Origin of the sequence: Maridesulfovibrio sp. (assembly GCF_963666665.1) — a bacterium.
Lineage (GTDB): Bacteria > Desulfobacterota > Desulfovibrionia > Desulfovibrionales > Desulfovibrionaceae > Maridesulfovibrio.
Map to the genome: position 1 here is coordinate 3,806,451 of NZ_OY762999.1, position 17,698 is coordinate 3,824,148.

Sequence of the window (17,698 nt, forward strand, 5' to 3'; positions counted from 1 at the left end):
GACAATGATCTTCTCCATGCCATCGTAAGAGCAATTATAAATTTATGTAACACAGATGAAAATAATATGATTTTAGTCTGGGAGTATTAATGGTTTTACCTAATGATTAATGGCGTGTGTTAATAGACAATCATAAGGGGTTCAATAATGAAATTTAAGAGTATCAATAGCGCTCTTGCAGTCTTGATTACTGTGATAGTTTCAGTTTCGGTTATATCTTTAGTGGTGGTAGTCAGCTCCATGACAAATTCAGCAGTTCTGAAAATTCAGGAACAGAACATGGAAGTGCTGAACAATAAAATAGTCAACGAAGTGGAGCAGTTCTTGGAACTTTCCAAAAGTGACCTTGCTGACTATGCCAGCAATGCAGAGCTGCAGGATGCATTTACAGATGAAAGTTACCGGGAAGGGATAATGACACATCTTCGTAAGAAGATGGGGAACAACAGCAAGCTTGCTTCACTCGGAGCTTTTGGCCTTGATGGAAAGATTCTTTTCGGGCTTAAGGAAAATGGCCAGTCCGCAGCAGGGGCAGATCTGAGCTCCCGCAAATATGTGCAGGAAGTATTGAGTGGCAAGAATTTTGCCATTTCCGAAATTTTAAAGTCCAAGCTTGATGGTCGTTACATTGTAGTCATGGCCGTCCCGGTCCGTAATGGACAGGGACAGCTTCTGGGTGGTTTCTTCTCTTCAGTGGACTGGCAGGAATATTCATTGGCCATGATCGGTGATATTTCCATTGGGGATGATGGTTATGCCTATATCCTGGATAAAAACGGGCGCATGATCGCGCACAAGGTTAATCAGGAAATTCTCCTTAAAGATTTTACCAGCCATCAGTTTGTAAAGGACAGCCTTGCCTCACAAAAGGGAAAGACCGCATATGAATGGGAAGGCCGGGCTAAGGTCCAGATGTTTCAGGTTGTGCCTTCCACTGGCTGGGTGGTCTGCATGTCCGCCTATGTTTCCGACTTGAGTCGGGCCGCAATTGAGGAACGTAACATTCTCATTGCGATGGGTTCTGTGATGGTCCTGCTTCTTGTCGGCGTTATTGTTTTTACTATTCGCAGGTTGGTTACCGGACCCATGGCTACTATCCGCGATTTCACCAGCGAAATTGCACATGGAAATTTCAAGGCTGAATTGACCGGTAAATATGTATGCGAACTTAAGGATCTTTCCGAGAATATTGACCACATGGTCGCGGAATTGAAAAACAAGCTCGGATTTTCCGAAGGTGTACTGAATGGTATTTCCATTCCATGTATTGTGGCTGATGCAGACGAAAAAGCTCTTTTTCTGAATCAGGATATGCTTGATCTGGTGGGCAAGCGCGGCAATCCTCAGGATTACTTAGGCCGTACTGTCGGGGATATTGTGTATAGTGAGTCCAGCAGGCCCACAACTGCCGGTAAGGTAATGGCTGAAAATGCTGCTCAGAGGAATATTGAAGCAGAACTCCCTGTAGAAGGTGGCGGAATCAGTAATGTGCTGGTGAATGCTTCACCTCTTTTTGATTTGGATGGGCAGATGCTTGGCGCCTTTATTATGATTACCGATATGACTGAGATTAAGCAGCAGCAGAGGCGTATCGAAGAAAACAACATTATGATTTCAGAGGCTGCGGCTAATGCGACTGAAGTCTCCAATCAGGTGTCCAGTTTTTCTGAAGCCCTTGCTGCACAGGTTGAGCAGTCGAGCCGCGGTGCAGAGGAACAGTCGGTTATGGCCAGCGAGGCCGCAACTGCTATGGATGAGATGAATTCCACTGTTTTTGAGGTTGCGCGTAACGCTTCTACTGCCGCCGAACTTGCAGATGAGTCTCAGAAGAAGGCTGGTGAAGGTGAGCAGAAAGTTGTACAGGCTGTTGAGACTATTGCACTGGTTCGTGTCCAGTCCGATCAGATGCAGAAGGATATGGCGGATCTTGGACAGCAGGCTGACGGTATCGGTAATATTATGGGTGTGATCAGTGATATTGCTGACCAGACCAACCTGCTGGCGCTCAATGCCGCTATTGAAGCTGCCCGCGCCGGGGATGCCGGACGCGGTTTTGCCGTTGTTGCCGATGAAGTTCGCAAGCTTGCAGAGAGCACTATGAATGCCACCAGTGAGGTAGGCGAATATATAGGCCGCATTCAGGAAAGTGCGAAAACAAATATTGCCAATACCGAGAAGTCAACCAAGGCTATCGGCGAAGTTACCGAATTGGTTAACCAGTCCGGTGATATCCTGAAGGAGATTGTTGAGAAAATTTCCGAGACCGCTGATCAGGTTCGTTCCATTGCAACTGCTTCGGAAGAGCAGTCTGCAGCGAGTGAGCAGATCAGCCGTTCTACCGGACAGATCAACACTATCGCCGGAGAAACTGCGCAGGCCATGAATGAGTCAGCGGAAGCTGTCAGTCGGATGTCTGAGCTGGCAAAAGAACTGGACGGAATCATCGCCCGCATGCAGCAGTAAGCAGTTTTCAGGATTTGAAACTAAAAAGGCCCCTGCCGGAGAACCGGAAGGGGCCTTAATTTTTCTGACTTGGCCAGTTTTTACAGGAAGTACCATACAGCGGCTAGGCCGGTGATAGACATGGTTACAGTGTAAGGGAAGGCCAGCTTGACCATTTCGCCGTAGGAGAGCCTGATAAGAGGCGCAATGGCGGAGGTCAGCAGGAACAGGAATGCAGCCTGTCCGTTAGGAGTTGCAACACTGGGGATGTTGGTACCGGTATTGATGGCAACTGCGAGCAGGTCGAACTGCTGACGGTCAATGATGCCTTCCTGGAATGCTTTCAGAGTTTCGGAAATATATACGGTTGCAACGAATACGTTGTCCGAAATCATGGAAAGGAGTCCGTTGGCAAGGTAGTAAGCTGCCAGCTGGGTTTTGCCTTCAAGTTCGAGTACGTAGTGAATGATCGGGGCAAAGAGGTGCTGGTCGTGGATTACCGCGACAATGGAGAAGAAAACAACCAGCAGAGCGGTAAAGGGCAGAGCCTCTTCAAATGCGTGTCCGATCTGGTGTTCTTCAGTTACGCCGTTAAGAGCGGTCAGAGCAACGATAATAGCCAGACCGATCAGACCGACTTCTGCGATATGCAGTGCCAGTGCGATTACCAGGAAGACAGCTGCACAAGCCTGAGTGAACAGGGCTGCTTTTTTCTTCAGGCTCATTTCAGCATCGTTTTTACGTGCTTCTTCTTCAAGGATTTCACGCACGTTCTGGGGCAGCTGGAATCCGTATCCGAAAATACCGGTTACTTCCAGCATGATGCAGGTCAAAAGGCCTACAGCAAGAACAGGCATAGAAACAGGGGCAACCTGTACGAAGAATTCAACAAAGTGCCATTCCATCACGTGCCCGATGAGCAGGTTCTGAGGTTCACCTACGATGGTACATACGCCACCAAGAGCTGTACCTACTGCACCATGCATGAGCAGGTTGCGGAGGAAACCACGGAATTCTCCAAGGTGGCTCACGCATTCGCCTTTAAGCAGGGAGTCATCTGATACGGAGCATTTACCTGTAGAGGCAAAGCGATGGTATATTCCGTAGAATCCGTATGCCACAGCGATGATAACCGCGGTAACTGTCAGCGCGTCAAGGAATGCTGACAGGAAAGCGCCTGCAAAGCAGAACAGCAGTGAAAGGATGATCTTGGATTTAATTTTTGTCAGGATCTTTGTGAAAACATACTGGAGCATGTCTTTCATAAAGTAGATACCTGCAACCATGAACATTAGCAGCAAAATGACCGGGAAGTTGTGCAGGGTTTCCTTGTACACTGTATCCGGTGAAGTCATACCGAGCGCCACGGCCTCGATTGCGAGCAAACCACCTGCGGGCAGGGGGTAGCATTTGAGGGCCATAGCAAGGGTGAAGATAAATTCACCGATCAACACCCATCCGGTGATAAACGGTCCGGCAACGGCCAGAAGGATTGGGTTGAGTACGAGAAAACCGATAATGGTCAGTTTGTACCAGTCGGGAGAATTACCTAGTAGGTTCTTCTGCAACGCCTGTGATATTGTTTTGGGCACGGGTTACTCCTTTTGCCTTTTGTGTGGAACCTAGTGAGCTGTGTTTTCTAATTTAGCATAGATCAAATCCATCTGCATGAATTTGGTCTGGTTTTCCGAAAAAAAATACTTCGGAGATGCTACCTTACAAATCACTGGGAACCAGCGGGTCGATTGTCAGTTCCGGATAGAGTCCCTGCAATTCTCCTTCAGGATAAGGCTGAAGGATATTGAAGGAGATGTCTTGAGTCTGCTGGGAATGGCCCGCGGTTTCTTCGGTACCATCCCAGAATGCACCGTTTGCTTCGAGAATATGTTCGATACGGTGCCGGAATCCATCAACAAATTTTGCTCCGATACCTTCAAAGGTCATGTTTCCGAGACGGAACTGGCCTTTGAGTGCAGCGAAGTCAGATAGAGGAATCGAGTGCATTTCGAGATCTTCTTGCTTGCTGATATAGCCCCAAACAAGAGAATTGTCAGGTATTTTCAAGGACTCTGATGCGTCGATTATAGTGTGAGGCATGATAATCGATCCAGCTCCGATTGTTACCTTGGCATTCTCTTTTCCATTGAGGAAAGAATTGAAACCTACGAATACCTGCTGTCCAAGGTGGCAGTGGATAACCTTACCGCCGTGAGCGGTAACGTCATTTCCTTCATAGGTGGAATTGATGATATAGCAGTTTTCCTGCGCATTGGCGCCGGGGCCGAGGGTAGAGTTCTCAATGTATGATCTCTGGGCCACGAGAACATTTTTTTCAACCTTGCAGTCACCTTTAAGGACGGCATAGGGGCTCACCGATGCTCCCTTGGGCACGTTGACTGCGAGTTCGGGCTTAACCGAAGAGTAGATGGGAACAAAGTCTTCTTTGCGGTCATCAAAGAAGTCCATGAGAATTCCTTTGGGCCTGTTGTTCTCCATGCGGATGTACTTGGAGAGTACTTCTTCGGGGTACTGGTAGTTGAACTCAAATGCGCCGTCCCTCTTGACCCATACACGACCAGCTTTAATGCGCTTGTGGGAAAGTTCTCCGGCCTGAACGTATGAGTATGCTCCAACTGCACAGTCGTGGCAGATGGAAAGGTCAACTGAGGAGAAAGGCTCTAGGAAACAGCCTTCCACGGAAGTTCCGTGAATATTTGCGTAGTGCAGAGACACTGTGTTTGAAATTTTGAAACATTCAAGGTTTTCAGGGTCGTGGGAGTTGTTGTGCACGAGGGTTTTCATCAGAAAACTGTCGCGGATCTTAATGACTTCGTCGTCGCGGAGCTTGATTTTCTGCCCGTTGACTTCTACCTCGCAGCCTTTTCTCTTGAGTTCATCTCCACGGATATCACTTTTATAGAGGATAGAGTGGTTTACTTTACACTTGCCGAGGAAGTACGTCCCGCCAATGCTGGAGTGGCGGAAGTTAAACATGAGAGGGTGGTTGTAGGTCAGAGAGTAGAATGCGTAGTAAAGAGCGAAGCTGTCTTCGGGGATAAGGCCCTTAATGTAAGGTCCTACATCCACAAGCGGCTCGCGCAGGTTAACGTTTACTCGGTTGACAATATGGTCAATAAGCTTATCCAGCTGTTTCATAAATCCTTCTCGCTTTTTGGTTGAGCACCGGAAGTCGTAGGCGGAAACCGGCTGCAGGGTTTTCACAAGTCGGACGGTTCCGGCATGCCTTGCCGGAACCGTCCTGCCCTATGTTTAATAGTCCCTTATAACTTGATATTGCTAACCCGGCAAGAAGACGGGCATACCCATAATGGGCCAGATGATCTTGACGAATATCGCGACAACAACCAGCAGCATGATACTTGCGGGGATACCGTACATAAAGAATTCCCCGGTGGTGAACTGCTTGGAGTCGTAGGCAATGGCGTTGGGAGCCGCACCCACCAGCAGGAGGAAAGGCATACCCGCAACAACCAGAGCTGCGAAGAGGATTACTTCCGGAGCCACGCCGAGGTAAGGCGCGATAACAAGGGCCACCGGGAGCGAGATTGCAATTGCCGCTACGTTCATGATGAAGTTGGTCATCATCAAGACGAAGAAGGCGATGGACATGATGAATACGAATCCGCTTGAATCCTGGAAGAGAACCAGCCAGTTGACCGCCATCCATTTAGCCGCGCCGGTATCCCAGAGGCAGAAGCCGATGGACATGGCACCAGCAAAGAGAAGGATGATGTTCCAGGGGATATCTTCAAGGTCGTTGATGTCCAGAATCTTGAATACAAAGAAGGAAATGGATGAAAGCAGGATAATGGAGGTCTTGTCGATGGCCTTCAGTTCGGGGATGAAGGATCTCAGGCTCATGACCAGAATTACACCACCGACAAGAACTGCGGCCAGCTTTTCATCGCGGGACAGCGGACCCATCTGCTTGTTGAGTTCTCTTGCCTTTTCTCGCAGTCCGGGAATAACTGCCTTTTCAGGCTTCAGGAAAATCATGAAGAAGCCCCAAAGCAGGAAGATCATGGTCCAGCCGATGGGGGCCATGTAGTAGGACAGTTCAAAGAAGGTGATGTCCTTGCCCAGAATCTCGTTGTAGAAGCCGATGGCAACTGCGCCACGGGCAGCACCGAGCAGGGTGACGATAGAGCCGGCGCCGGCAACAAAAGCCATACCGATAAACAGGCCCTTACCGAACTTGGTGGGCTTGTCCCCTTCGCCGTAGAGGGAGTAGATTGCCAGCAGCAGCGGGTAGACAGTCGCAGCAACAGCGGTGTGAGCCATGATATGGGTCAACAAGGCAGTTACAACGAATACGCCCAGATAGATGCGGCTGGTCTTTTCGCCGACAACCATGAGCATCTTGTAAGCCAGACGCTTGGTCAGTCCGGTTTTGGTGAAAACCAGGCCGATCATGATGGATGCAAAGATAAAGAGAACGGATGGGTCCATGAAATCTTTGAAGGCGACCTTGGGGTCACGGATAAAGAACATGGCCTGAAGTACGCCGATGGCCAGTGAGGTTACGCCGATGGGTACAACTTCAAAAACCCACCATGTACCTGCCAGCAGAAAAACGCCGATAGCGCCTTTAGCTTCTTTACTTAAAACAAAATGCTGCCCGCCGGGGTCTACTGCATCGGGCCATGCCGGGCAGTAATAGACAATAGCGAACAGGGCAATGCCCAGCAGCATGAAGAACAGCCTCTTGAAATCAAATCCGGGCTTGGTTGCAACTTCAGCAGTCATTATCTCAGCTCCTTACAATTAGGCTGTTTCAATCTCGCAGGCGAGAATTGCTTTTCTGATGTTTTCAAAAATGTCCCCAAGGCGCAGCACCCCGGTTACATTGCCGTCTTTTTGGACCAAAATTGGTTGGTGGAGGCCGAGTACAAATGAATGCAGAGCCTTATCGATGCTGTCATCCTCGTTAATCATTTCAGTCAGGTGCGGGGTATGCATCAGTTCTGAGACTTTCAATGCTGCACATTTCTGGCAGAGAGTGCTCAACGGTTCAGACCAGAGGTTGAAGTCGGTATAAATTTTCTGGACGTACTCTCTGGTTAAGGCGTTTTGGTGCCTGCCGGTTTCCTTTTTGAAGTAATTCGGCTCCATAGATTTAAAAATATCGAGCATGGTTACTTTTCCGATGATTTTGCCTTCTTCGTCCTCGACCAGCAGGTCACGATGCGGATGTGAAAGACCCTTCTTTTCACTCTGTATGACCAGTTGTGCCATTGCTTCGTGAAGTGTGGTGTCTTTTTTTACCCGGCAGTATTCATCTGCTGGAATCATCAGGTCTTTTGCTTTGAAATTTTTCACATTTTCCCCCTATTTAGGTTGTCCGGGCAGGACTTTAGCGCTTAGTTTTCAGGTGCGCAGAATCTGCGCAGTGTCTTTATTAGCGCGGCAATATCCACCGGAACAGAAATTTCAGCACATGCCCCCAGATTCATTGCTTCAATGGAAAGCGGAATCTTATTGTGCCGATTAATTAGAACAACTTTCAAATCAGGAACGGTTGTTGAAATATCTTCCATGAATTTTAAAGAACTCCGTCCGAATTCAGAGAGACCCAGCACTATGCCGTCCAGTTTGTTCTTACGGATGAATTCTTCTGCCTCGTCCAGATTACCGGATTCTGTGACGTTCAGGCCTTCACTCCTGAGTCGCAGTACAAGGTGTTCACGAAATTCCGAGTCCTTTTCAACAATCATTATTTTCATGCTTCAGAATGTTGTCTTCGCCGCTGACCGGGGATTCGGCCTTTGCAGCACCCGACTTCCTAAAGCACTCGTTGTGCCAGATAAAATAATTCCATGTATAACAGAGTTTTAAGCTTGGAGGAAGATTTTTTGTTTCTTTTTGTTGAAACAAAATGAAATATTGTGAAAAGTTTCTCAAGAAACAAAATGAAACAAATAGAAACAAAACAGGGTGACGTGATAAAAACGTAGTTGTTTTATAGGGAGTTATATTGCGGGCTATTTGCGATAAAAATTATCGCCGCGGGAAAGGGTCCCGTCTTTGTATGCTTGAAGGACGTTTTCTACCGGGCCGATGACATCGTCGAGAACATCAATCCCTTTCCACTTTAGATACTGGTAATGCTCGTCATCAATTCCGCCGCAGACCACGGCGTTTGTGTTATCGGAAGTCGCAAGAGCACAGAGGTCATCAGCGGAAGCCTGCGGTAAAACAATAATGCGTTCGCTGAGTTCTCCGCCGGATTTCACTTTGACCAGCATTACGTCGGTAGCAAGGTCGAAACGGGGGGCTACCTCATTGTTAAGCAGGGGGATCATGATCTTATGCGACATAATTTATCCGCTGATGGAGTGTTTTTTCATCTTGCGCCAGAGGGTGGCGCGGGACCAGCCCAGTCTTGATGCGGCTTCACCTTTCCTTCCTCCGCATTTGAGCAGAGTATCCATGATCATTTGCTTTTCAGCATCATCCCAGCTCTGGGCCGAGGAATATCCAAGAGGGGCGGTTATTTCCTGAGTTGCATGGACGGATTCGGTGACCGGGCGCAGGATATCCTGTTCGGTCAGATATGCAGGCAGGTGTGCGGACCCGATTAAATCCCGGTCACAGAAGTTGACCGCGTATTCTACGATATTGCTCAGTTCGCGCACGTTGCCGGGGTAACGGTAGGCCGATAAAATTTTGGCTGATTTTTTGGAGAAACCTTTGATCTTCTTGTTGAATTTATTGCAGTATTCCATGAGGAAATGATTTTTGAGCAATAAAATATCGTCGCCGCGTTCCCGCAGGGGCGGCAGGTGCAGATGGACCACGTTCAGCCTGAAGAGCAGGTCGGCGCGGAAGGTCTTGTCCTGAACCATCTTTTTCAGGTCCCGATGGGTGGCCACAATGACACGTACATCGGCATTAAAACCACGAGAGCTGCCCAGCGGGTAGATTACCTTATCGTCCAGAAAGGAAAGCAGTTTTACCTGCAGGGGAAGTGGCAGGTCTCCGATTTCGGTCAAAAAGAAGGAACCGTTATGGGCCAGTTTGATTCGTCCGGGACGGTCTTCGTTCGCTCCGGTAAAAGCTCCTTTCACATGTCCGAACAATTCGGATTCGAGCAGGGTTTCCGGCAGGGCGCCGCAGTTCACCTTGATGAAAGGTGCTCCTGCACGGTCCGAGGCATTGTGGATGGCTTCGGCCAGTACGTCCTTACCTGTTCCGGTTTCACCGGTGATCAGCACTGATGAGTCCGTGGCAGCAATGGAAGGGACCATGCTGAAAATTTTAACCATTTCCGGGCTGGTACCGATTAATCCGCCCAGCGAGTATGCTTTGCTGGCTGTGCTGCTAAGTTCCGCGACCTGACGGATATCCTGAATGGTTTCGATGTATCCGGAAATGACATTGTCGCTGTTGACGATAGGAGAAATATTGAGCCGGATGGGGACCTTGGCCCTGGTGCGGTCGATAATATCCGCATCTACAGATACTGTTTGGAAATCCGCCTTGTCGGCCATGACCGGGCAGCCTTTGAAGCAATAGTCGCAACGAAGTCCGAGGTAGCATTTCAAGTCCTGCATGGAATCGGGATCAGCTCCGGTGATGGTCTGCCATGCGCGGTTGACCAGTTTGACCCTGCCCTCGATGTCGAGCACAGCAATACCGATAGGAACCTCGTTTAAAAGGTCCGGGAGTTTGAATTGCTGGCCCATCAGGCCGCTGATTATATATTGGGCTTCGTTTGTCACGTTGTTTTGATAACATGAATGTTTTTGATGCGCTATCGCGCTTTTGATGCAAAGATTTTTAGAATCCCCAACTTTTTTAATAGGGTTTCACTGCTTTGTTTGGGATAGTTGTTGTTTAATTGGATCAGTTGTATGTTCCGTCCAAGGAAACAAATTATGAAAACATATATATTTATACCTCCGGTTCGTAAGCCTACCGGTGGGATCACAGTATTTTGCCAGATTGCTTCAATTCTTGTCCGTCACGGGAAGGATGTTCAGCTTGTCATGCGGGAAAAAGGGAGTTGGATGCCGCAGATCGCGGAAGGGTATCCTGATCCCGTTCATTGGGATGATGTTGAACTGACCCCGGAAGATCTCTGGCTGGTGCCTGAGGGTTGGGTGAACAGCCTCGCGCCGGGATTGAATGCCGGGGCGCGTTGTGTGGTTTACTGCCAGAACTGGGCCTATCTGTTTTCGTCTTTGCCGGATGGTGTTTCGTGGGCTAATCTGCCGGTTTCTTTTTTGGCTGTTTCCCATCCTGTTGAATGGTTCATGCAGCAGACCGTTGGCAAGGTTTCGCCGATCCTGAGGCCGGGGATTGATACGAAACTGTTTTCTCCTCCAGAAAAAAAGCCCGGCGGGAAGATCAAGATTGCTTACATGCCGCGCAAGAATAAGGCTCTTGTGAGCCAGATAAAATCAATTTTTGAATCCCGTAACTCCGGTGCTGAGGTCCGCTGGGTGGAGATTTCCGGGATGGATGCGCAAGGCGTGGCTGATACTTTGCGTTCCTGCCACATTTTTCTTGTTTCCGGTTTTCCTGAAGGCTGCCCGCTGCCGCCTCTTGAATCTCTAGCTTCCGGCTGTATTCCCGTAGGATTTTCCGGTTTTGGAGGTTGGGATTACATGCGCCAGATTAAAGGCGCAACCTTCAAACCATGGTGGCCGTTGCGTGAAGTGCCGTGGTCCGGCAACGGATTCTGGTCCGCAGATGCTGACGTGCTTGATGCTGCTTTCAACCTTGAAAAAGCCATTAATCTCTGGCGCGATGGCGGTCCCATCCTTGACAGTGCTCTTGAAGCAGGGCAACAGACCATCCGTTCATATACTATGGAAGAGCAGGAAAAGACTGTTCTGGATATCTGGGACAAGTTTTAAGATTTTCTTATTCGTTTCAGATTGAAATTTGTGCCTCTCAGACACAGCCTTCCGTGAAAGTTCAAATCCCCTACTAAAAGTTTTTGGGATTCTTAAACACTTTTTACAAAAAGGGTTTAAGCCGCCGGAGGCAAAATCTTTTCAACAAAAAGCGCGTAGCGCATCAAATAATAAAATGGCTAAGAAAAAAAGAGCATTGCCCCAGAACGTGGGCATAAATATTCCGGGCGTTGAAACCCATGCCCATCTGGATCAGGATGAATTCCGCGAAGACCTGCCGGAAGTTATGGCCCGGGCCAAGGAAAGCGGAATCGGCAAAATCGGTAACGTATTCTTGGGGCCGCAGGCCTACCATGAAAACAAGGGACTCTTTGCGGATTATCCGGAAGTGTTTTTTTTGTTGGGCGTACATCCCAATGATTCCGGTAAATTCGTGGAAGAAGATATTGATGCCATGCGCGAGGCTTTCAAGGCTGATCCGCGTTTGAAGGCGGTTGGTGAGATCGGGCTTGATTTCTACTGGGACCGTGTCCCTTACGATGTGCAGGAAGATGTGTTTCGCAAGCAGCTCCAGCTGGCTGAAGAGTTGGAGCTTCCGGTGGTTATCCACAGTCGTGATGCCCATGAGCGGACCCTTGAGGTGCTGGAAGATTTCGGTTGGTCCGGCAAGCCTTTGCTTTGGCACTGTTTCGGCGGTGATGCGGAAACCGCGAAGCGCATCATTGATCACGGCTGGTACATTTCCATCCCCGGTCCTGTTACCTACAAAAAGAATGAGCTTGCGCAGGAAGCGGTTAAGTCCATTCCGGTAGAGCGTATGGTTCTGGAAACTGACTGTCCGTACCTGACTCCTGAACCGTGGCGCGGTAAGCGCAACGAGCCTGCATTTGTGGTTTTCACTGCCGCCAAGGTAGCGGAATTGAAGGGCATGGAAGTGAATGAACTCTGGAAAGCCTGTTCAGACAACGCGCATGAGTTCTTTGGGCTGTAGCAAACGTGTAGACGAGCACACCGGGCGAATTGAAATTTTGATGGACTGGCAGCGTTAAGCTGTCAGTCTTTTATTTTACTACCACCCGGTTACGCCCGGACTCCTTGGCGTTGTACAGACGTCTATCTGCAATACTCAGCAAGGCATCGGCAGACGCTTCCTGACATTCTTCAACAGAAGCAATTCCGCAACTGGCAGTGATCCGTATTCTTCCTTCCGGTGCGGAAATGCTTGCGGCTTCACAGGCAGCCCTGATCCTTTCCGCTACAATTTCAGCTTCTTTTTTTTCTGAACCGGGCATGAGAATAACAAATTCCTCTCCGCCGTAACGACAGGGAATATCTACTCCCTGACGGCTGTTTTCGTGCAGGATATGGCCCACGGAACGCAGGACCACATCCCCGGTGGCATGCCCGTATGTGTCATTTACGATCTTAAAATTGTCCACATCAATCATAATCACGGATAGCGGACCACCGCGGCGTTTGAATCGTTGTATTTCCTCGCGCATCCTGATGAAAAGATAGCGGCGCATATACAGTCCGGTCAGGCTGTCTTCTATGGTTTGGCGGAAAAGTCTTGAATTTTCGAAAGAAATTGCTGCTACCGTAGATATTATTCCCAACTGAAAAAGTTCGGAAATATCCCACTGTTGTTCCTTGGCACGGTAAAGAGTCACAAATCCTCTGATGCGGTCTCGGGAACCGACCAGTGGTACACAGAGGCAGGTTTTGTCCGTATCGCAACATTTGGACGGCAGGGGATATACTGAATCGTCGCAGACCGGACGGACTACCGGTTTCAGGGATTGGGCGGCCTCTTCCATTGCTTTTGTCAGCGGGATTTCTTCATCAATTATGAATCTGCGTCTTTGCAGTGAAGCGGCAATTCCTTTGAGCTGGTCATATTCATCATACATCATCAGGGTTGCGTCCTGACAGTTGCCAAGGTCGCAAAATGCTTCCAGAACTCGGTCAACAAGAATGTCCCGGTCAACTTCCATAGCCAGAAGACGGGTCGCGAAATTCACGGTCAGCAGGGTCGAGTCAAAATCGAATTTATCAATGGACATATTCAGTAAGGTGTTGATGTTGGAAGGTAATTTAAAGCATACAACGGGTGCGAACAAAAATACAGTGTTAGGTTTTAGTGAAAATTTGCGCAAATCGGTTTTGTTAAAAGTAGGATTGACAAAAAAATTATCATGAGTACAAAAAATTCTGGAGCTGATAAAAAATTATTATGAGGGAGAGTCTTTTGCCAGCCAAATCCAAAGCTAAACCAAGAAAGATTGATAACTATGTTCCTTTTGTTGAGTTCTTGGGAACATTTCTGGGCGAAAATTGCGAGGTAGTCCTGCATGATACTACCAGCAAGGAAAATTCGGTACTTGCCATTGCCAACGAACATATTTCCGGGCGCGGAATAGGCGCTCCGCTGACCGATCTGGCCCTTAAGTTCATGGTGAATGAGGTCTACCGGGAGAAAGACTGGATGATGGGCTATACCACTGAGGGCAGAAACGGCCATATCCTTCATTCAGCAACATATTTCATCAAGGATTCAGAAGGGGAGCTGCTCGGCATGCTCTGCCTGAACATGGACACCTCCGACATGCTGGCCGCCCGTGACCTTATTAATAAAGTTATTCACAGTGCCGGGTTTGATCGCAGTGTACGCAAAGAAGATTTCTCCGCTTCAGCAAAAGAGGAAGAGCACAGCGAGACTTTTCCGAAATCCATGGAAGACCTGACAGAATCGCTGATTGTACGGGTTATATCAGATACCAATATCCTTCCGGAGCGTATGACTTCCGATGAAAAAATGGATGTGGTTTCAACTCTTGATGAGCGTGGAGTATTCATGCTCAAAGGGGCTATCAAGGATGTAGCCAGACATTTGGCTGTCTCAGAGGCCACAGTTTATCGTTATTTGCAGAAGATTAACGATAAATAATTCTCACGGTCATAGCAGTTTTGAACCGGGCTGAACTCTTGCGAGTTTAGTCCGGTTTTTTTGTTTTTGAGTGTTAAAAGGTCTATGTTTACTTATTTCGAAAAAAAGTAAGTGTTCATTTACTCAATAGTGTATTTTTATCTTTTGATAATAAATTTTTCTTGTTTGAATAAAAAATTATTGACGTGTGATTTTCTTATCGCTATACGTGAATTCGTAGCAACGTGAAGGTTGTTTTTGAACATAAAGAAAATATCCATATAGGAGATAGGAATGAAAAAAGTAGTTGTAAGTGAGAAGGCTCCCGCAGCAGTAGGCTGCTACTCTCACGCAATCGAAACAGGAAATATGGTTTTCACTTCCGGCCAGCTGCCCATTGATGCTGAGACTGGAAAAATGCCTGAAGGCCCTGCAGCGCAGGCTAAGCAGGCTCTCGACAACCTGAAATACGTTCTTGAAGCAGCCGGCGCGACCATGGATGACGTGGTTAAAACCACCGTGCTGATCCAGAATATCGGGGACTTCGCTGCCATCAACGAAGTTTACGCGACTTATTTCTCTAAGCCGTTTCCCGCACGCAGCTGCTTTGAAGTAGCGAACCTCCCTCTCGGTGCTCTTGTAGAGATTGAGGCTGTTGCGGCTAAATAGTTAATCCGGCTGGGGTGCTGCCGGGTGAAATTTCAGGGCCGTTTGCGGCTCTTACAAAGGAGTGGAAAATGTCTAAGGAATCAAAATTCAAAGAGTTCGGGCTGATCATCAAATTGCTCATCGGTATTGCGGCCGGTGTTGTAATCGGTCTATTTGCCAACCATGCGGTAATGGAAGTTGTGGTTACTGCTAAATATGTAATGGGTCAGTTCATTTTCTATACTGTTCCCCTCGTTATTCTGGCTTTTATCGCTCCTGCGATTACCAGACTGGGCCAGAACGCTTCCAAGATGCTGGGTGTAGGCGTAGGTCTCGCTTACCTTTCCGCCGCAGGTGCTGCCACCATGGCTGCAGTTGCCGGATATGTTCTTATCCCTCATCTTTCCATTGCCACACAGGTTGAAGGTCTTCGCGAGCTTCCTGAAGTTGTATTCCAGCTGTCCATTCCGCCGATTATGTCTGTTATGACCGCGCTGGTAACCGCAATTATACTCGGTATTGCAACCATCTGGGTTAAAGCCAAGACTTTTGAAAGCATGCTCGGCGAATTTGAAGGCATTATGATGCAGGTTGTAAACCGTATCATCATTCCTGTTCTGCCCTTCTTCATTGCAACCACCTTTGCCGGTCTTGCATACGAAGGCAGCCTTACCAAGCAGCTCCCGGTTTTTCTCGAAGTTATTGTAATCGTCCTCATCGGGCATTTTATCTGGCTTGCTTTCCTGTACACCCTTGCCGGAATCATTTCCAAACGTAACCCCATTGAAGTTTTCAAACATTATCCTCCCGCATACCTCACTGCGGTAGGAACCATGTCCAGTGCCGCAACCCTGCCTGTTTCCCTTGAATGTGCAGGTAAGTCCAAGGCGCTGTGCAAGGATACCGTTGAATTCATGGTTCCCCTCGGTGCAACCATCCACCTCTGCGGTTCCGTTCTGACTGAAACCTTCTTTGCCATGACCATCTCCATGATGCTCTACGGCACCCTTCCCTCTGTCGGCACAATGGCTTTGTTCATTCTGCTCTTCGGTATCTTTGCAATCGGCGCACCCGGTGTCCCTGGCGGAACCGTTATGGCTTCCCTCGGTATCGTTGTAGGCGTACTCGGCTTCGACCCCGCAGGAGTAGCACTGCTGCTGGCAGTCTTCGCCCTGCAGGACAGCTTCGGTACTGCTTGTAACGTAACTGGTGACGGTGCACTTGCTCTGATGATGGAAGGTATTTTCAACCGCAACGGTGAACTCGATAAAGTCCGCGCATCTTAAGCCCGGTCTTCCATTATACCCTGCGGAGTCATGTGGCTCCGCAGGGATTTAAGAAAAGCACAAATTTAATATTTACAGCGGCGAAGCCAAACTAAAAGGTTTTGGGATTCTTAAGCCCTTTTGAAAAGGGGTTTAAGCCGCCGGAGGCACCATAGTATGATCAATAAAAAATGGTCTGAATTCGCAAAAATTCTCAAACGTGAAGTTGTTCCTGCTCTGGGTTGTACAGAGCCTGTTGCCATCGCCCTTGCCGCTGCCAAGGCTGCTGAAACCCTCGGTAAAGAGGCTGAAAAGGTAGTTGTGAAAGTAAGCGGCAACCTGCTTAAGAATGGCATGGGCGTGGGTGTCCCCGGCACCGGAATGACCGGTCTGGATATTGCCGCTGCTGTAGGTGTTACCGGCGGTAAATCAGAACTGGCACTGGAAGTTCTGCGTGACCTTGATGCCCAGCAGTTGGCGGCAGGCAAGAAACTTATTGCTGACGGCCTTCTGCATGTTGAACTGGCTGATACTGAAGAACTGCTCTACGTGGAAGCGATCGTTGAAGCCGGAGAAGATTCCGCCCGTTGTGTGATCGCACGTGCGCATGCAGCCATTGTGCTGGTGGAAAAAAATGGTGAAGAAATTTTCTCTGCGCCGTGGCTCAGTGAAGATAAAAAAGACTCCGGTTGCACCATGAGCATGAAAGAAATTTTTGAATACGCTACTGAAGCTCCGCTGGAAGACCTGCGTTTCATTCTTGAAGCTGTGGAACTCAATGAAAAGGTTGCCGCTGAAGGCCTTGCTGCCGATTGGGGCCTCAGAGTCGGTAAATCCATTGCCAAGGATATTGAAGACGGTATCCGCTCAGATGATATTGTCTCCTACGCTATTAAACTGACCGCTGCAGCTTCCGATGCACGTATGGAAGGCATTCAGATGCCGGTAATGAGCAACTCCGGCAGCGGTAATCAGGGCCTGACTGCAACATTGCCTGTTGTGGCTTTTGCCAGACGTCGTAATGCCAGTGAAGAACTGCTTATCAGGGCTTTGATTCTCAGCCACCTTTCCGCAGTGCATATGAAGAGCCATCTCGGTAAGCTTTCCGCTCTCTGCGGGGCCAGTCTTGCAGCAACAGCTTCCGGTTGCGGCATTGTACTTATCCTCGGCGGCGGACTGAAAGAAGTGGAAAGTACCATTAAAAACACTCTCGGTGATATTGCCGGAATGATCTGCGACGGCGCAAAGACCTCCTGCGCTCTGAAGGTATCTTCCGCAGTTGAAGCGGCCATCAATTCCGCTCTGCTGGCTATGAAAGGTATTTCCATTCCCGGTAAAGACGGTATTCTTGATGATGACATTGAGACCTGCATCCATAACGTGGGCCAGCTCGGTTCCGTGGGCATGGCTCAAACTGATAAGGTTATCCTCAAGATTATGACCGGAAAGCACACCACTGCCCCTGCAGCATAGTTTTTAAGAACTACACCTCCCCCTTAAGATCCGACCTCACTCGGGTTGAATAAAAAAGCCCC

The 17,698-nt window shown here is 48.6% G+C and carries 15 protein-coding genes; 7 read left to right on the forward strand and 8 right to left on the reverse strand.

Annotation, left to right across the window (positions count from 1 at the left end; translation table 11 throughout):
• Positions 1 to 147: 147 nt before the first annotated feature.
• Complete coding sequence (locus tag ACKU40_RS17430) at positions 148 to 2,463, forward strand: methyl-accepting chemotaxis protein (RefSeq protein WP_320174058.1); 2,316 nt, start codon at positions 148 to 150, stop codon at positions 2,461 to 2,463.
• An 80-nt stretch (positions 2,464 to 2,543) separates the two neighbouring features.
• On the opposite strand, the gene nhaB is transcribed toward ACKU40_RS17430, so the two are convergent.
• The 7 genes from nhaB to ACKU40_RS17465 all read right to left on the reverse strand — a co-directional run bounded on the left by nhaB (position 2,544) and on the right by ACKU40_RS17465 (position 10,148).
• Positions 2,544 to 4,034, reverse strand: coding sequence for a sodium/proton antiporter NhaB (nhaB, locus tag ACKU40_RS17435; RefSeq protein WP_320174059.1), 1,491 nt, complete (start codon positions 4,032 to 4,034; stop codon positions 2,544 to 2,546).
• Positions 4,035 to 4,158: 124 nt separating this feature from the next.
• Positions 4,159 to 5,598 carry a transferase gene (locus ACKU40_RS17440; protein ID WP_320174060.1) on the reverse strand — a complete coding sequence of 480 codons (1,440 nt, stop codon included), beginning with the start codon at positions 5,596 to 5,598 and terminating at the stop codon, positions 4,159 to 4,161.
• A gap of 141 nt (positions 5,599 to 5,739) precedes the next feature.
• Positions 5,740 to 7,209, reverse strand: a complete 1,470-nt coding sequence (locus ACKU40_RS17445; protein ID WP_320174061.1) for an SLC13 family permease — start codon at positions 7,207 to 7,209, stop codon at positions 5,740 to 5,742.
• A gap of 18 nt (positions 7,210 to 7,227) precedes the next feature.
• Complete coding sequence (locus ACKU40_RS17450; protein WP_320174062.1) at positions 7,228 to 7,782, reverse strand: CBS domain-containing protein; 555 nt, start codon at positions 7,780 to 7,782, stop codon at positions 7,228 to 7,230.
• Positions 7,783 to 7,823: 41 nt separating this feature from the next.
• Positions 7,824 to 8,177 carry a response regulator gene (locus tag ACKU40_RS17455; protein ID WP_320174063.1) on the reverse strand — a complete coding sequence of 118 codons (354 nt, stop codon included), beginning with the start codon at positions 8,175 to 8,177 and terminating at the stop codon, positions 7,824 to 7,826.
• A gap of 267 nt (positions 8,178 to 8,444) precedes the next feature.
• Positions 8,445 to 8,780 carry a NifB/NifX family molybdenum-iron cluster-binding protein gene (locus ACKU40_RS17460; protein WP_320174064.1) on the reverse strand — a complete coding sequence of 112 codons (336 nt, stop codon included), beginning with the start codon at positions 8,778 to 8,780 and terminating at the stop codon, positions 8,445 to 8,447.
• A gap of 3 nt (positions 8,781 to 8,783) precedes the next feature.
• Positions 8,784 to 10,148 carry a sigma-54 interaction domain-containing protein gene (locus ACKU40_RS17465; protein ID WP_407944340.1) on the reverse strand — a complete coding sequence of 455 codons (1,365 nt, stop codon included), beginning with the start codon at positions 10,146 to 10,148 and terminating at the stop codon, positions 8,784 to 8,786.
• 192 nt (positions 10,149 to 10,340) lie between these two features.
• On the opposite strand from ACKU40_RS17465, the gene ACKU40_RS17470 reads away from it, so the two are divergent.
• Both ACKU40_RS17470 and ACKU40_RS17475 read left to right on the forward strand, forming a co-directional pair.
• Positions 10,341 to 11,324: a glycosyltransferase family 1 protein gene (locus tag ACKU40_RS17470; protein ID WP_320174066.1), complete on the forward strand. Its 984-nt coding sequence runs from the start codon at positions 10,341 to 10,343 to the stop codon at positions 11,322 to 11,324.
• A gap of 175 nt (positions 11,325 to 11,499) precedes the next feature.
• The gene (locus ACKU40_RS17475) at positions 11,500 to 12,315 is read left to right on the forward strand and encodes a TatD family hydrolase (protein WP_320174067.1); all 816 of its coding nucleotides are present in this window, start codon (positions 11,500 to 11,502) and stop codon (positions 12,313 to 12,315) included.
• A gap of 70 nt (positions 12,316 to 12,385) precedes the next feature.
• Here the strand turns inward: ACKU40_RS17475 and ACKU40_RS17480 are convergent, their stop codons facing one another.
• Positions 12,386 to 13,387 (reverse strand): sensor domain-containing diguanylate cyclase, encoded by a 1,002-nt coding sequence (locus ACKU40_RS17480; protein ID WP_320174068.1) that lies wholly within the window; start codon positions 13,385 to 13,387, stop codon positions 12,386 to 12,388.
• A 185-nt stretch (positions 13,388 to 13,572) separates the two neighbouring features.
• On the opposite strand from ACKU40_RS17480, the gene ACKU40_RS17485 reads away from it, so the two are divergent.
• From ACKU40_RS17485 to ACKU40_RS17500, 4 genes are all read left to right on the forward strand, one after another.
• A complete protein-coding gene (locus ACKU40_RS17485) occupies positions 13,573 to 14,271 on the forward strand; it encodes a PAS domain-containing protein (RefSeq protein ID WP_320174069.1) in 699 nt (232 codons plus the stop codon).
• 273 nt (positions 14,272 to 14,544) lie between these two features.
• Complete coding sequence (locus ACKU40_RS17490) at positions 14,545 to 14,919, forward strand: RidA family protein (RefSeq protein ID WP_320174070.1); 375 nt, start codon at positions 14,545 to 14,547, stop codon at positions 14,917 to 14,919.
• Between the two features lie 68 nt (positions 14,920 to 14,987).
• On the forward strand, positions 14,988 to 16,184 hold the full coding sequence (locus ACKU40_RS17495; RefSeq protein WP_320174071.1) for a dicarboxylate/amino acid:cation symporter: 1,197 nt from the start codon (positions 14,988 to 14,990) through the stop codon (positions 16,182 to 16,184).
• A gap of 156 nt (positions 16,185 to 16,340) precedes the next feature.
• Complete coding sequence (locus ACKU40_RS17500) at positions 16,341 to 17,636, forward strand: L-serine ammonia-lyase, iron-sulfur-dependent, subunit alpha (RefSeq protein WP_320174072.1); 1,296 nt, start codon at positions 16,341 to 16,343, stop codon at positions 17,634 to 17,636.
• Positions 17,637 to 17,698 lie beyond the last annotated feature (62 nt).

What these genes read in the sequence shown, in the direction of transcription:
- ACKU40_RS17430 (WP_320174058.1), top strand. Translation starts at nt 148, where the DNA reads ATGAAATTTAAGAGTATCAATAGCGCTCTTGCAGTCTTGATTACTGTG.
- ACKU40_RS17440 (WP_320174060.1), bottom strand. Translation starts at nt 5,598, where the DNA reads ATGAAACAGCTGGATAAGCTTATTGACCATATTGTCAACCGAGTAAAC.
- ACKU40_RS17445 (WP_320174061.1), bottom strand. Translation starts at nt 7,209, where the DNA reads ATGACTGCTGAAGTTGCAACCAAGCCCGGATTTGATTTCAAGAGGCTG.
- ACKU40_RS17455 (WP_320174063.1), bottom strand. Translation starts at nt 8,177, where the DNA reads ATGATTGTTGAAAAGGACTCGGAATTTCGTGAACACCTTGTACTGCGA.
- ACKU40_RS17460 (WP_320174064.1), bottom strand. Translation starts at nt 8,780, where the DNA reads ATGTCGCATAAGATCATGATCCCCCTGCTTAACAATGAGGTAGCCCCC.
- ACKU40_RS17465 (WP_407944340.1), bottom strand. Translation starts at nt 10,148, where the DNA reads ATGGGCCAGCAATTCAAACTCCCGGACCTTTTAAACGAGGTTCCTATC.
- ACKU40_RS17470 (WP_320174066.1), top strand. Translation starts at nt 10,341, where the DNA reads ATGAAAACATATATATTTATACCTCCGGTTCGTAAGCCTACCGGTGGG.
- ACKU40_RS17475 (WP_320174067.1), top strand. Translation starts at nt 11,500, where the DNA reads ATGGCTAAGAAAAAAAGAGCATTGCCCCAGAACGTGGGCATAAATATT.
- ACKU40_RS17480 (WP_320174068.1), bottom strand. Translation starts at nt 13,387, where the DNA reads ATGTCCATTGATAAATTCGATTTTGACTCGACCCTGCTGACCGTGAAT.
- ACKU40_RS17490 (WP_320174070.1), top strand. Translation starts at nt 14,545, where the DNA reads ATGAAAAAAGTAGTTGTAAGTGAGAAGGCTCCCGCAGCAGTAGGCTGC.
- ACKU40_RS17495 (WP_320174071.1), top strand. Translation starts at nt 14,988, where the DNA reads ATGTCTAAGGAATCAAAATTCAAAGAGTTCGGGCTGATCATCAAATTG.
- ACKU40_RS17500 (WP_320174072.1), top strand. Translation starts at nt 16,341, where the DNA reads ATGATCAATAAAAAATGGTCTGAATTCGCAAAAATTCTCAAACGTGAA.